14 protein-coding genes are annotated in these 12,984 nt (G+C 62.5%); 7 read left to right on the top strand and 7 right to left on the bottom strand.

Translation table 11 applies throughout. The annotated features are described in order from the left end of the window. Positions 1-81: 81 nt before the first annotated feature. Complete coding sequence (locus AB8A27_RS13580; protein ID WP_441242354.1) at positions 82-1,017, bottom strand: glycine/sarcosine/betaine reductase selenoprotein B family protein; 936 nt, start codon at positions 1,015-1,017, stop codon at positions 82-84. Between the two features lie 213 nt (positions 1,018-1,230). Between AB8A27_RS13580 and AB8A27_RS13575 the strand changes: the two genes are divergently transcribed. The 5 genes from AB8A27_RS13575 (at position 1,231) to tsaA (ending at position 4,842) form a co-directional block, all read left to right on the top strand. Next, a complete protein-coding gene (locus AB8A27_RS13575) occupies positions 1,231-2,079 on the top strand; it encodes a transglycosylase SLT domain-containing protein (RefSeq protein WP_441244906.1) in 849 nt (282 codons plus the stop codon). Between the two features lie 91 nt (positions 2,080-2,170). Then, positions 2,171-2,905 carry an AzlC family ABC transporter permease gene (locus tag AB8A27_RS13570; RefSeq protein WP_441242353.1) on the top strand — a complete coding sequence of 245 codons (735 nt, stop codon included), beginning with the start codon at positions 2,171-2,173 and terminating at the stop codon, positions 2,903-2,905. Beyond that, positions 2,902-3,246: an AzlD domain-containing protein gene (locus AB8A27_RS13565; protein WP_439064187.1), complete on the top strand. Its 345-nt coding sequence runs from the start codon at positions 2,902-2,904 to the stop codon at positions 3,244-3,246. The genes AB8A27_RS13570 and AB8A27_RS13565 overlap by 4 nt, the downstream gene beginning before the upstream one ends. A gap of 91 nt (positions 3,247-3,337) precedes the next feature. Then, the gene (locus AB8A27_RS13560) at positions 3,338-4,324 is read left to right on the top strand and encodes a Bug family tripartite tricarboxylate transporter substrate binding protein (protein WP_441242352.1); all 987 of its coding nucleotides are present in this window, start codon (positions 3,338-3,340) and stop codon (positions 4,322-4,324) included. Positions 4,325-4,350: 26 nt separating this feature from the next. Then, complete coding sequence (gene tsaA, locus AB8A27_RS13555; protein ID WP_092144388.1) at positions 4,351-4,842, top strand: tRNA (N6-threonylcarbamoyladenosine(37)-N6)-methyltransferase TrmO; 492 nt, start codon at positions 4,351-4,353, stop codon at positions 4,840-4,842. Between the two features lie 138 nt (positions 4,843-4,980). On the opposite strand, the gene AB8A27_RS13550 is transcribed toward tsaA, so the two are convergent. From AB8A27_RS13550 to AB8A27_RS13535, 4 genes are all read right to left on the bottom strand, one after another. Next, on the bottom strand, positions 4,981-5,409 hold the full coding sequence (locus AB8A27_RS13550; RefSeq protein ID WP_439092565.1) for an HIT family protein: 429 nt from the start codon (positions 5,407-5,409) through the stop codon (positions 4,981-4,983). 59 nt (positions 5,410-5,468) lie between these two features. Further along, positions 5,469-6,707 carry a GNAT family N-acetyltransferase gene (locus AB8A27_RS13545; RefSeq protein ID WP_441242351.1) on the bottom strand — a complete coding sequence of 413 codons (1,239 nt, stop codon included), beginning with the start codon at positions 6,705-6,707 and terminating at the stop codon, positions 5,469-5,471. Positions 6,708-6,806: 99 nt separating this feature from the next. After that, complete coding sequence (locus AB8A27_RS13540) at positions 6,807-7,553, bottom strand: glycerophosphodiester phosphodiesterase (protein WP_441242350.1); 747 nt, start codon at positions 7,551-7,553, stop codon at positions 6,807-6,809. 27 nt (positions 7,554-7,580) lie between these two features. After that, positions 7,581-8,048 (bottom strand): RidA family protein, encoded by a 468-nt coding sequence (locus tag AB8A27_RS13535; protein WP_092144382.1) that lies wholly within the window; start codon positions 8,046-8,048, stop codon positions 7,581-7,583. 251 nt (positions 8,049-8,299) lie between these two features. Between AB8A27_RS13535 and AB8A27_RS13530 the strand changes: the two genes are divergently transcribed. Next, the gene (locus AB8A27_RS13530; RefSeq protein ID WP_441242349.1) at positions 8,300-9,175 is read left to right on the top strand and encodes a cell envelope integrity EipB family protein; all 876 of its coding nucleotides are present in this window, start codon (positions 8,300-8,302) and stop codon (positions 9,173-9,175) included. Positions 9,176-9,355: 180 nt separating this feature from the next. Here AB8A27_RS13530 and AB8A27_RS13525 read toward each other — a convergent pair whose 3' ends face one another. Next, entirely contained in the window at positions 9,356-10,735 is a 1,380-nt protein-coding gene (locus tag AB8A27_RS13525; protein ID WP_441242348.1) for a malonyl-CoA decarboxylase, read from the bottom strand. A gap of 174 nt (positions 10,736-10,909) precedes the next feature. Here AB8A27_RS13525 and AB8A27_RS13520 point away from each other — a divergent pair, with 174 nt between their 5' ends. After that, on the top strand, positions 10,910-11,896 hold the full coding sequence (locus AB8A27_RS13520) for an ABC transporter substrate-binding protein (protein ID WP_120292027.1): 987 nt from the start codon (positions 10,910-10,912) through the stop codon (positions 11,894-11,896). Positions 11,897-11,965: 69 nt separating this feature from the next. Here AB8A27_RS13520 and AB8A27_RS13515 read toward each other — a convergent pair whose 3' ends face one another. Continuing rightward, the gene (locus AB8A27_RS13515; protein ID WP_441242347.1) at positions 11,966-12,982 is read right to left on the bottom strand and encodes a flavin reductase; all 1,017 of its coding nucleotides are present in this window, start codon (positions 12,980-12,982) and stop codon (positions 11,966-11,968) included. Between the last annotated feature and the right edge of the window lie 2 nt (positions 12,983-12,984).

Genomic DNA, 12,984 nt, shown 5'->3' with positions numbered 1-12,984 from the left:
TCGCGTAGATTGAGCGGATTTAACGTAAACCAAAGTTAAGGGCGATCGCCGAAAGACGGGGTGATCGGCCTCAGGATGGGCTCAGGCCGCTGTTTCGCGCAGTCCGCGTGCGATGTCCTTCTGCTTGTCGAATTCGGCCCGGCGGCGTGCCAGTTCCTCGGCGCTGAGCAGGGCGACATTGTTGTAGTCGCGCTTCCAGACGGCATCGCTGGCCCAGCGCTGCGGCGACTGCATGGTGGTCTGCGGACCCACGGCGGATTCCAGCAGGCGCAGGGCCAATTCCAGGGTTTGCGCCTGCGAGGCCTTGTCATGCGGCTTGCCGGCGGAATTGCCGAGCGGGAAGTCGCTGAACAGGAAACGGGGCACGGCCGCGTGTTCGACAATGTCCTTGGCGCAGCCCGCTACCACAGTCGAGATGCCATTGGCCTCCAGCTCACGGGCGACCAGGCTGATGGTCTGATGGCAGACCGGGCAATTCGGCACCAGGACGGCGACGTCGACACCATCGGCCTTCGCGCGTTTCACGATCTCCGGCGCATCGGTCTCGAGGGTGACGCGATGGCTGCGATTTGTCGGCGCGCCGTAGAAGCGCAGTGCGACACTGCCGATGCGGCCGGACGCCGCGAGATCACGCAGGGCGGGCAGGGGAAACCAGGTGCCGCTGTCGTCCGCCGTGGTGTGCACGCGGTCATAGGCGATGTGCGAGATGCGCAGGTCATGATCGACCGACGTATCGCCGTCATAGACCTGATAGAACTTGGCGCCGCCGTTATAGAGCGCGCCCGGACCCTGGTCGCCCTTGGCGGGATCGAAGGGCGCTGCGGTGGTGACGATGGCGACGCGCGACTGCGCCAGCGGTCCCTTCAGCGGCTGGAACGGCGCATCGATATGATGGGCCCAGCGATAAGGAACGTCATAGCCGATCGCCTGATAATAGGCGCGGGTGCGGGCCATGTACTGGATCGGAACATCGTCGTCGCTGGCAAAGCCGGATGTGTCGTCGCGCGCGTCGGCCATTGTTTGCACTCCCGCTTTTGCCGTCTTTCATTCATAGCTAGCTGCTGGGGTCTCGCTGTCAAGGCGCGGGGGATCCGCGTGGGATCAGGCATGGCGCTCCGAAGGACCATCGGCCGGATGATTTGCCTCGCGGCGCTGTTGCTTGCGCCGGTTGCGGGCGTATGCGCCGAAGAGCTCCCGGTCAGCGAACTGGCGAAGCCCGGCGCGGACCGGATGCAGCCAATGACGGCTCCGGTGAAGCCCAATCTGGCGCGGGACAGCGCTGCCCGCGAGTCGATGTGTCTGATGATCGAGTCCGCAGCGCGGGCCAACGACCTGCCGCTGGAATTCTTCGCCCGTGTGATCTGGCAGGAAAGCCGGTTTCAGCCCGATGCTGTGGGTCCCGTGACGCGCAATGGCCAGCGCGCGCAGGGCATCGCGCAATTCATGCCGGGCACGGCCAATGAGCGCCGTCTGCTCGACCCGTTTGATCCGGTGCAGGCGCTGCCGAAATCCGCGGAGTTTCTCAATGAGCTGCGCAACCAGTTCGGCAATCTCGGTCTCGCGGCTGCGGCCTATAATGCAGGACCGCGCCGCGTACAGGAGTGGCTCGACGGCAAGGGATACATGCCCGGTGAGACCCGCAACTACGTCTCCGCGATCACCGGCGCGACGGTCGAGGACTGGCAGGCGGCGGGCCGTAACGGCAAGATGCCGCCGCGTGCCGCGACGTCGAGCTGCCGTGAATTGATGGCGCTGCTGCAACGCGCGCCCAATCCCTTCGTCACGCAACTGGAAGCGCGCGTGACGCTCGGCGAAGCGCGGCCGTGGGGTGTGCAACTGGCGGCGGGCTTCAATCGTGATCGTGCGTTGATGTCCTATGCACGGGTGATGTTGCGTTTGCGCTCGGTGGTCGGCGAACGCGATCCCAATCTGCTGAGTTCGCTGTTCCGAAGCCGTGGCACGCGAACCTTCTATCAGGTGAGGATCGGGACCGACACGCGTGACGAAGCCAACGATCTCTGCGGCAAGATCCGCCGGGCCGGGCAGGGCTGTCTGGTACTGCGCAACGGCAGAGCGTGATTGCGGCCACCCCATGCATTGGCGCCTCTTGACGCCGGCGGCTTTCGGCAGCCTATGACAGGCCGGATCAACCAAGAAGAAACAAGCACTCGTGGCGCTTCCTGCACTGGATTCATCGAGATGGCAGGGCAGTGCAGCGGCCTTCCTTTACGGCATGCGGTCGATCACCACGACTATCCTGACGCTGGTGTTGTTTGCGACCTATGTCGGCATCGGCGCGCTGGCCCATGATACGCATTTCAGCCTGTTCTGGGCGCTGGCCAGCACATTGTTCGTCTGGGCCGGCCCAGCACAGATTATTCTTCTTGTCGCGCTCGGCTCTGGCGCCACAGTGATCCAGGCAGCGCTCGCGGTCACCGTGAGTGCGATCCGCCTGTTTCCCATGGTGGTGTCCGTGCTGCCGATGCTGCGCATGCCGGACACGAAGAAGCGGCAACTGATCCTGCCGTCGCATTTCATCGCGGTGACGCTGTGGGTGGAATGCTTCCGGTTGATGCCGCTGGTACCGCGCGAGCGACGCATCGCCTTCGTCAACGGCCTCGGCCTCGGACTTGTGCTGTCGTCGCTGACCGCGACCTTCATCGGTTATCACCTCGCGGCCAATCTGCCGCCGCTGTTCGGCGCGGCGATCCTGCTGCTGACCCCGCTGGCGTTCCTGCTGTCGACGGCGCGCAACTGCAAGCAGCTCGCCGATGTCGTCGCACTCGTGCTCGGTCTCGCGCTGTTTCCTGTCGTGTCGCTGTTCAACACCGGCGTCGACATCCTGATATCAGGCGTCTCCGCCGGGACCATCGCCTATGGCGTGCATCGCTGGAGGCGGCGATGAGCGACTTCATCGGCGACTGGCACGCGCTCCTCGTGCTGCTGCTGGCGGGTTTCCTGCCCAATGAAGTCTGGCGCATGCTTGGCCTGTGGCTCGGCGGTGGTGTCGATGAAGAGTCCGAGATCCTGATCTGGGTGAGGGCGGTGGCCACCGCGATCCTCGCCGGTGTTATCGCGCAAATCCTCGTCGTGCCACCCGGCGCACTCGCGAGCGTTCCGCCGCCGTTGCGCTATGGTGCGGTCGCTGTTGGCCTTGTCGTCTTTGTCGCTTTCCGGCGTTCGATCTTTCTCGGCGTCGCATGCGGTGAGCTGGTGATGGTCACCGGCAAATACATCCTCGGGTGATAGGCGACAGCGTCAGGCTGTATCGGCCTTGTATGACTGCGTGAACGCGATAGTCTTCGCCCAACTTAAAAACAATGTGTTGGGAGACGATATGAGATTTCGCGTGCATTCCGCCATGGTATCCGGCCTCGTCATCACGGCGATGGCCGTCACTGCGCCGCTTGCCCGCGCGGCGGAATATCCGACGCGCGTGATAAAACTCGTGGTGCCCTATGCGGCGGGCGGTCCGACCGATGTGCTTGCGCGTCTGGTGGCGGATTATCTCGGGCGCGATCTCAAGCAGACGACGATCGTCGAGAACAAGCCGGGCGCACAAGGCGCCATTGCCGCCGAAGCGGTCGCGCGTGCAGAACCCGATGGCTACACGCTGTTTGTCACGGCTGCATCCATCATGGTGCTCAACCCACTGCTCTACAAAAAGCTGTCCTACGATCCGCAGAAGGATCTGCGGATGCTGACGGTGGTCACTGACCTGCCCGTGGTGATGGAAGTGCATCCGTCCGTGCCGGCCAAGACGGTGAAGGAATTCGTGGCTTACGCAAAGGCCAATCCGGGAAAGCTGAATTTTGGTTCGGCCGGCACCGGCGGCACGATTCATCTGGCGGGCGAGATGTTCAAGCAGATCGCCGGCGTCGACATGACCCATGTGCCCTACAAGGGCGCGGGACCAGCGCTGACCGATCTGCTCTCCGGCAATATCCAGGTGATGTTCGATACGCTCTCCACCGCGCTGCCGCCTGTGAAGGCCGGGTTGCTGCGGCCGCTCGGCGTCAGTTCGAAAGAACGCAGTCCCGATCTGCCTGACGTGCCGACCGTCATCGAGAGCGGCTACCCCGACTATCAGGTCGGCGTCTGGTTTGGTCTTGCAGGCTCGTCGAAACTGCCGGACGATGTCGTGAAGACGGTCATGGCCAGCATGGACCGCGCCCTGAACGACAATACGTTCCGCGCCTCGCTGGAAAAGATCGGCTTCCCCGTGCTGCGACCGAAGACGGTCAGGGAGATCAATGAATTCGTTGACGAAGATCGGGCGCGGTGGTCGAAGGTGATCAAGGCGCAGAATATCTCGCTGGATTGATCGACAGGATGCAAGAACGGTGACCAATGGTTCGTGAGAGTGAAATCCGCGCCGGCGAACTCGCCGTCGATGCACCGAAGCCGAACCATGCGGGCCTCGTCTATATCGGGCGTATCCGCACGCCCTGGACGTCGCGGCTGGAAACGCCGCGGCAGGGCCGCCATGACGGGCCGGTGTGCCGGCTCGAAATCTTCGAGCCGTGGGTGCCGGGGCTGAAGGACCTCGATCTCTACAAACATCTCGAAGTGATCTACTGGCTGCATCTGTCGCGCCGCGACCTGGTGCTGCAGAGCCCCAAGAACGACGGCAATGCGCGCGGCATCTTTTCGTTGCGGACGCCGGTGCGGCCGAACCCGCTCGGCACGTCGATGGTGAAGCTGGTGGGGATCGAGGGATCGACCGTGCTGGTGCGCGGACTCGATTGTCTTGACGAGACGCCGCTGCTGGACGTCAAGCCGGACCGCTGCGAATTCACGCCGCTGGCGCCGCCGCAGCCGGGGGACTTTCAGACGGAGTAGGGCTCGGCGGCCCGCTCTCTGCCCTCATCCTGAGGAGCGACCTCTTGGTCGCGTCTCGAAGGATGACCGCAAACTCAATCACGGTTCGAGACGGCGCCCGAGATGGGCGCCTCCTCACCATGAGGACGGTGTCTGACGCTACAACGCCGCCAGTGCCGCGATCAGCTTCGTCGCGTTGTCTTCCAGCACCTTCGGATCTTCCTTGCGCGACGCCGGCGGCAGCAGGCCGATATTGTCGTGGCGTGGCATCACATGCATGTGCAGGTGAAACACCACCTGGCCGCCTGCAGCCTCGGAATATTGTGCGACGGTCATGCCGTCGGCCTTGAAGGCCTGTTTGCAGGCGGCGGCGATCTTGTGGGCGGCGCGGATGACATGGGCGTAGTCGTCCGGCGTGATGTCGAAGATATTGCGCGCAGGCGCCTTGGGGATCACCAGCGTATGGCCGGGGGAACGCGGCATGATGTCGAGGAACGCCAGCACGTGGTCGTTCTCATAGACCTTGTAGCAGGGGAATTCGCCGCGCAGGATCTTGGCGAAGATGTTGTTGGGGTCATACGCGGTCATGGAATCCTCCGGAGAATTTGGGCGACTGTCGCCGCCAGAGGGGAGCCGGTCAAGACGGCTTAATCCTGCTCGTCGCTCTTCCTAAACGGGCCGGCCTCGGTCAATTCGCGGACGGCCTCCGCGACATATTCGCGCTCGCGCTGAAGATATTCGCCGACAGCCTGACGCAGTCCGCGATCGGCAATGTAATGCGCCGAATAGGTGGTTTGCGGCAGATAGCCCCGCGCGATCTTGTGTTCGCCCTGGGCGCCGGCCTCGACCGTCTTCAATCTGTGGCGAATGGCGAAGTCGATGGCCTGATAATAGCAGACCTCGAAATGCAGGAACGGGTGATGCTCGATGGCGCCCCAGTGGCGGCCGAACAGCGTGTCCGAACCGATGAAATTGATGGCGCCGGCGATCCACTTGCCGTCGCGCCTCGCCATGATCAGCGCGACATCGTTGCTCATGCTTTCGCCGATCAACCTGTAGAACTCGCGCGTGAGATATGGCCGGCCCCATTTGCGCGAGCCGGTTTCCATGTAGAAGGCGAAAAACGCGTCCCACGCTTCTTCGGTAATGTCGCTGCCGGTGAGGGGATGGATGGTGATGCCAGCGGCCAGCGCATCGCGGCGCTCGCGCTTGATCGCCTTGCGATGGCGCGAATTCAGCGTTGCCAGGAAATCGTCGAAACTGCTGTAGCCGTCATTGCGGAAATGAAACTGCTGGTCGGTGCGCTGCAGGAAGCCGCGTGCGCCGAGGAATTGCCATTCGCTCTCGCGCGCGAAAGTGACATGGACGGATGATGCATCGGTGGCCTCACAGAGGCCGACGAGGCCTCCGGCCAGCGCCGCGCCGACGCGGGTCACATCGACGCCGTCGCGGATCAAGAGGCGCGGGCCGGTGGCCGGCGTGAACGGAACCGAGGCCTGCAGCTTCGGATAATATTGCCCGCCGGCGCGTTCATAGGCATCGGCCCAGCCGCGGTCGAACACGTATTCGCCCTGCGAATGGGATTTCAGATAACAGGGCACGACACCGACGGTGCGACCCTCGCTCTTGGCGATCAGATGCCGCGGTCCCCAGCCGGTGCGCGCGCAGGCCGAGTTCGATTTCTCGACGGCCGTGAAAAAGGCGTGGGACACGAACGGGTTGTAATTGGCTTTTGAGGTGCAACCGTTGGCCGCCGGGGCCAGCGTATCAAGGCTCTCAATGCCACCGAGATCGGCATGGCCGGTGGCGCAGGCATCCCAATCCGTGGCCGGAATCTGGCTGATGGACGCCACTGCTTCGAGGGTAATATCCGATGACGTCATCAATCACTTGAACCGGTCATATGCGATCAACCGTCGCGGTGACCGCCCCTAAGATTGTGCATTGCGCCCGTCACTTCAAGGCCCAGCCGCAACGCCTTCAGGCTACGGCGCGAAACCTTCGAACGTCATCTGGTCGGCAAAGCGCTCGGTGATGGCGCGCTGTTCCGGCGTGCGCACGGTCCAGGTCAGCAGCGCGCAGCCGAACAGGTTGCGGGCGATCCAGGGCGCCGGGGCCGGCAAGTCCCTGACCCAATAGGAGACGAAATGCGGCCGGGTGCGGAACGCATGGCGGAGATGGCGCATGCCGTCGCGCTGGGCCTGCGTCAGTGTCAGCCACTCGCCGTCGTCATAGGTGCGCTGGGCGGTGATGCCGCGCGGGATTTCGGGGGCGATCTCGCGCATCGCCAGAACCTGGTCGGGATCGAACGACATCCAGGCGACGGGCCCGGGATAGGTTTTGATAAGCTCGGCGACGCGGCGCACGAGTTTGCGGTCGCCGTCGAAATGGCTCTTGATCTCGATCACGAGCCCGACGCGGCCATCGATCAGGGCGAGCAGATCGCCGAGCGACATCATGCGCTCCGGCGTGTCCTTGAAATTGATCTGCTTGAGTTCGGCGGAGGTCTTCGCGAGCAGGGGGCCGAAGCCCTCGGTCAGGCGTCCGAGTTCATCGTCATGATGCACCATCGCCTCGCCGTCGGCGGTGAGCTGCACATCGGTCTCGATGCTGAAATTGCCTGATATGGCTGCGTGCATGGCGCCGGGCATGTTCTCGATAATGCCGCGGGTGCGATCATGCAGGCCACGATGCGCGACCGGCCGGGCGATGAGCCAGTCAGGTGCGCGCATCGGGATTGTCCTTGAATGCGTCCAGTATCAGATGACTTCGAACACCGCGTCGACCTCGACCGCGCAATCGGCGGGCAGTGAGGCGACGCCGACAGCGGCGCGGGAGTGCCGGCCCTTGTCGCCGAAGGCGGCGACCATCAGGTCCGATGCGCCATTGATGATCTTCGGTGCGTCGATGAAATCCGGCGTCGAATTGACGAAGCCGCCGAGACGGACGACGCGGGCAACCTTGTCGAGATCGCCGAGCGCAGCCTTGACCTGGGCCAGGATGTTGATCGCGCAGCCGCGCGCGGCATTGACGCCCTGTTCGAGGGTGACGCCGGCGCCAAGCTTGCCCTTGGCGATCAGCTGGCCGTCGGCGCCCATGCAGATCTGGCCGGAGACGAACAGCAGATTGCCCGTGCGGACGAAGCCGACATAGTTCGCTACCGGGCTCACCGGCTCGTGAAGCTTGACCCCCAGATCCGCAAGTTTCTGCTCGACCGTTCCTGCCATCGTGATTCCCCAAACAATTGATGATGTGCCCGAACAAAAGTCCCCAAAGGGTTCAGGCACTGTCTGTTTCACCCATACCGCGCCGCCGCGCAAGTGACGATCAGGCGACACCCGGTCGCCCCGCAATAGTGCGGTTCTGGCAAGATTTGCTGCAGAATATGGCATTTACGCAGTCTCAATCCGGCGCGGCCGTAGTTGCGACGCAATAAGGCGCTCTCTATTGTTGTAGTTCCAGAATCCAGGGAAACCTCATGCGCCGCATATCACCCGTTTCGCGATTCCAGGCTGCCTCGCTGGCACTGACCATGGCGGCCTTCGCGGCGCCGATGTCGGCCTCTGCAGCGCCCCCCGCTGCGGGCACGCCATTCGTCGCGCATCAGGCGCTGTATGAGCTGAAGCTGCTGAAGTCGCGGGGCAATGCCAGCGTGAACAGCGCCAGCGGCCGCATTCTCTATAATTTTACCGGCAGTGCCTGCGAGGGCTACACATCGGATTTCCGTCAGGTCTCGGAGCTGAACAGCGGCGAGGACAAGACCACCTTGAGCGATCTGCGCTCCACCAGCTGGGAAGCCGGTGACGGCAAGAGCTATCGCTTCAAGATCGACACCCGCATGAATGACGGCGATGTCAGCGCCGTCGATGGCATGGCGGAGCGCGAAGGCGATCACGTCACCGTCAAGCTGAAGCAGCCGGTGGCGAAGACCTTCACGCTGGATGGTTCGACCGTATTCCCGACCGAGCAGATTCACCGCATTATTGCCGCCGCGCGCGAGAGCAAATCGGTGCTGGAACTGAATGTCTATGACGGCTCGGACACCGGCGAGAAAGTCTACAGCACGCTCACGGTGATCGGGCAGGCGATCCCCGGCGACCGCAAGGTCAACGAACCCGATCCCTCGACCGGCGATGATGGGATGAAGAAGCTGACCCGCTGGCCGGTCACCGTCAGCTATTACGACAAGTCGGCCAAATCCTCCGACGGCGGCGAACAGACGCCGGTCTATGCGATGTCATTTGAACTCTATGAGAACGGGGTCTCGCGGTCGCTGGTGCTGGACTATAATGACTTCGTCATCGGCGGCGCCATGAGCAAGTTCAATGTGAAGGACAGCAAGCCTTGTAAGTGAGGGGGCTGACGAGGAGGAGCTGTTCGCTCCGTCCTCTCACCTGTCATCCCCGCGTAGGCGGGGATCCATAACCACGATCGATAAAATTAAGGCTTTGTCGCACCTATAGCGTTCCGATTGTAAACTCGGAGGTTATGGGTCCCCGCCTTCGCGGGGACGACAGTCACTGGTGTTCGAGTTTTACTCCGCCCTCGACAGCCGCATGCTGTCCAGTAAACGCAGTCCACCGCCGCCTTCGCTCTTCAGCAGCTTCTTCACTGCACTCGAAGCCGCGATCTCGTAGTGATCGGCATAGGCTTCGTGGTTCTTCTCGATATCGTCGAGACGATACAGATAGTTCACCATCAGGCTGGCCGACTCGCGCAGGCCCTTGGCTGAGGTGTCGCCGAGCCAGTCGATGCGCTCCAGCCGCGCGCCATTGCCGAGATGGAAGCGGGCGACGGAATCGATCGGGCCGCCGCGCGGGCTCTTGGCTTTCAGGAAGTAGTGTGCGGCCAGGTGCTCCATCACGGGCTTGAGCTGCGCCGTCAGCGCCGTGTCGTTGACCCATAGCGGATCGGCGAGCATGTCGACCAGCGCCTGGTCCTCGTTGGACAGGTTGAGGTCATCGGCTTTCTTGAGCCACTTCATGAATCCTGGCACCGGCGACAGCGTCACGAAAGTGTCGAGCTTCGGCAATTCGCGGCGCAGTTCCTCGACCACCTGCTTGATCAGGAAGTTGCCGAAGGAAATGCCGCCGAGTCCGCGCTGGCAGTTGGAGATCGAATAGAACACCGCAGTGCGTGCGCGCGCGATCGGCACCGGCTGGCGATCGACCGCGAGCAGCGGCGCGATGGAGCCTGGAATGCCTTCGGTCAGCGCGACCTCGACGAAGATCAGCGGCTCATCGACCAAAGCGGGGTGGAAGAACGCATAGCAGCGGCGATCCACGGGATCGATGCGGCGGCGCAGATCGTCCCAGTCGTGGATCTCGTGCACCGCTTCATATTTGATGACTTTTTCAAGCACATTGGCGGGCGTGGACCAGTCGATCTTGCGCAGCACCAGAAATCCCCTGTTGAACCACGATGCCAAGAGATGAACGACGTCGCGATCGACGGCGTTGAGATTCTTGTTACCATCCTTCAGATCGAGAAGATCCTCACGCATCTTCACGAGTTCGCTGGTCGCGTTGGGCGCGCGGTTCAGCCGGCGAAACAGTTCCTGCCGCTGTGGCTCGGATGCGAAATGCAATTCGCCGGAGATGTCGCCGGTGGGCTTGGCGCGCCACGCCTCGATGGCCTTTTCGAGCCTGTCACGATCGGGACCGTAATTCTGTGCGAGATTCTCGAAGAAGGCGAGGCGGCCGGCGTCGTCGAGACTCTTGTAGCGATCGAGCACGCCACGCGCGAGGACCGTGCCCGACGCTTCGCCGCGTCCGGATAGAAGCTCGGCGCAGAGTTCGATCAAATCCGATGCATTCTGTTTGGGATCGACAGAGGCGGGACCGAGCCGCAGCAGAGTGCGTCCGCGTTCCGAGATGGATGCGAGGAGATCGGAGAAGAAGGAGTCATTGCTCATGGTGAATCAATTCCCGGGCTGGCAGTCCAACCAGTCTGCTTCAATATAGCCCATAGCGAGGCATATTGCGCGATCATTTGAAGCATGAAACAATTGTGAGTGGGGAGCGCTTCGGCAAGAGAATTGCATTCGTTTCTGACTGCGGCCGGATCGCTGAAAACAGAGGAATTCAGGATGAAGCGGATCGCATCGAAGCGTGGCGTTGTCGCGGCTCTCGCACTTGGAGCGTTGCTGAGCAGTGGCTCGGCATTTGCCCAACAAACCATCAAGGTTGGCTGGACCATTCCGGCCGAAGAATCCAAATACTGGATGATGAAGCGTCCGCAGGAATTCGCGGATCTCGGCAAGAAATACAACATTGAGTGGGTGCAATTTCAGGGCACCGCGCCGATGACGCAGGCACTTGCGGCCGGCGCGCTGGATTGCGCGACGCAATCGGTGCTGGCGCTGGCGCAGGGCGTGCAGAGCGGCAACCTCAAAGCTTCGATCGTGGCGCAGCACGTGTTCGAGAAGCCGGGCAGTTTCTCGGTCTATTGGGCCGTGAAGGACGATTCGCCGATCAAGACCATCGCCGACCTCAAGGGAAAGACGATGTCGATCAATACGCTGGGCTCTGGCATCTATGGCCCGATGGCGATCCTCCTGAAGCAGGCCGGCCTCGATCCGGCCAAGGACGTCAAGCTGGTTGAGGTCGGCTTCGCACTCTCGGAAGAGGCGCTGCGTTCGGGCCGTGTCGATTCCGCCGTGATGAATCAGCCGTTTGCCGCGCGCATGGAAGCCAAGGGCGGCACCCGCAAACTGTTCTCGCTGTCGCAGCAGCAGGACGGCATCGTCCACATCCTCGAAGCCTGCCGTGCCGATTTCATCGAGAAGAATCCGGAACTGGCCAAGATGTATGTGCGCGATCTGACGCTCGGCATGCAGAAGGCGCTGGCCAATCGCGATGAAACGCTGAAGGTCGTCAACGAAGTGATGAAAGCGCCGATCCCGGTGCTGGAAACCTATCTGCTCAAGGACAACGATTTCGCACGCGACCCGGGCGCCGCGCCGAATTTCGATGCGATCCAGAAGATGCTCGACACATATGTCGAATCCGGAATGCTGCCGAAGAAGCTCGACGTCTCCGAGCTGAAGGGCAAGGTCGTCGCGCCGATCAAGTAACGCCGCGCGACATCAGTGACGACGTCATGGCCGGGCTTGCCCGGCCATTTCCGTTTTGCCAGCGGGAAGCTACTCGCTCGTCACGTCCGACATGCCGCTGTCGATCAGGAGATCCAGCGCATATTTGATGGTCGCGCGTTCGTCGTCGTTGAAGCGCTTCAGCAGTTCCGCCTCATGTTCGAGCGCAGCCTTCTGTACGGGCTTGACGCGCGCGCGACCCTTAGCGGTCAGGTAGAGCGTGACGCGGCGGCGGTCGTTCGAGGTGCTCTTGCGCTTCAACAGCTCGTCGCGCTCCATGCGGTCGAGCACCTTGGTGAGGCCGGGTTGCTTCATCAGCGCCATCGCGGCGAGCTCGCCGACCGAGAGCCCTTCGACATCGGCGAGGCAGGCCAGCACGCGCCATTCCGGTACGGTGAGGTCCCATTCCTTCAGCCGCGCGTGAAACGAGCTCGACACGTTGAAGCTGGCACGCGCCAGCAGATAGGACAGGTAGCTGCGTGCAAAACTGTTGCTGGCCAGCGCCGGGGCGCGGGGCTGTGCCTTGTCGATACGGCGGAGTTGTCCGGAATGGAAGACGAGGGGGTCGTGATTGCGCTCGACGAAGCGCACGACTTCGCCGACCAAAATGGTGTGGTCGCCGCCGGGATAGCGCGCCCAGGTCTTGCATTCGAAGATCGGTGCGAGCCCTTCGATCAGTGGTGCGCCGGTGATGCCGGGCTCATGGGCGATGTCGGCGAATTTGTCGGAGCCGCGGCGGCCGAAGCGCATGGCCAGTTCGCCATGATCGGCGCCGAGAAAATGAATGGCGAAGGCGTCCGCTTCGACGAAGGGATCGTGGCTCGGCGATGATTTTGCGACGCTCCACAGAACCAGCGGCGGATCGAGCGACACCGACGAGAACGAATTCGCGGTCATGCCGACAGGATGATCGCCTGTCGTTGCGGTGACCACGGTGACGCCGGTGGGAAACTGACCCAGCGCCTGACGAAACGTCGCGGGGTTGACCGGCTGCGCCTTGTCCAGGAGCTTGTCGTCCGCGACCTTGTCCTGTGCTGGCTTGTCAAACGCCGTCTTGTCGGAAGCCATGG

Origin of the sequence: Tardiphaga sp. 768_D3_N2_1 (genome assembly GCF_052076105.1) — a bacterium.
Classification (GTDB): Bacteria; Pseudomonadota; Alphaproteobacteria; order Rhizobiales; family Xanthobacteraceae; genus Tardiphaga.
This window is presented reverse-complemented; position numbering and strand designations above follow the sequence as displayed.

Coding starts and splice junctions, on each gene's coding strand:
- AB8A27_RS13560 (WP_441242352.1), top strand. CDS start 3,338: ATGAGATTTCGCGTGCATTCCGCCATGGTATCCGGCCTCGTCATCACG.
- AB8A27_RS13575 (WP_441244906.1), top strand. CDS start 1,231: ATGCAGCCAATGACGGCTCCGGTGAAGCCCAATCTGGCGCGGGACAGC.
- AB8A27_RS13565 (WP_439064187.1), top strand. CDS start 2,902: ATGAGCGACTTCATCGGCGACTGGCACGCGCTCCTCGTGCTGCTGCTG.
- AB8A27_RS13580 (WP_441242354.1), bottom strand. CDS start 1,017: ATGGCCGACGCGCGCGACGACACATCCGGCTTTGCCAGCGACGACGAT.
- AB8A27_RS13540 (WP_441242350.1), bottom strand. CDS start 7,553: ATGCGCGCACCTGACTGGCTCATCGCCCGGCCGGTCGCGCATCGTGGC.
- AB8A27_RS13530 (WP_441242349.1), top strand. CDS start 8,300: ATGCGCCGCATATCACCCGTTTCGCGATTCCAGGCTGCCTCGCTGGCA.
- tsaA (WP_092144388.1), top strand. CDS start 4,351: ATGGTTCGTGAGAGTGAAATCCGCGCCGGCGAACTCGCCGTCGATGCA.
- AB8A27_RS13550 (WP_439092565.1), bottom strand. CDS start 5,409: ATGACCGCGTATGACCCCAACAACATCTTCGCCAAGATCCTGCGCGGC.
- AB8A27_RS13515 (WP_441242347.1), bottom strand. CDS start 12,982: ATGGCTTCCGACAAGACGGCGTTTGACAAGCCAGCACAGGACAAGGTC.
- AB8A27_RS13535 (WP_092144382.1), bottom strand. CDS start 8,048: ATGGCAGGAACGGTCGAGCAGAAACTTGCGGATCTGGGGGTCAAGCTT.
- AB8A27_RS13520 (WP_120292027.1), top strand. CDS start 10,910: ATGAAGCGGATCGCATCGAAGCGTGGCGTTGTCGCGGCTCTCGCACTT.
- AB8A27_RS13525 (WP_441242348.1), bottom strand. CDS start 10,735: ATGAGCAATGACTCCTTCTTCTCCGATCTCCTCGCATCCATCTCGGAA.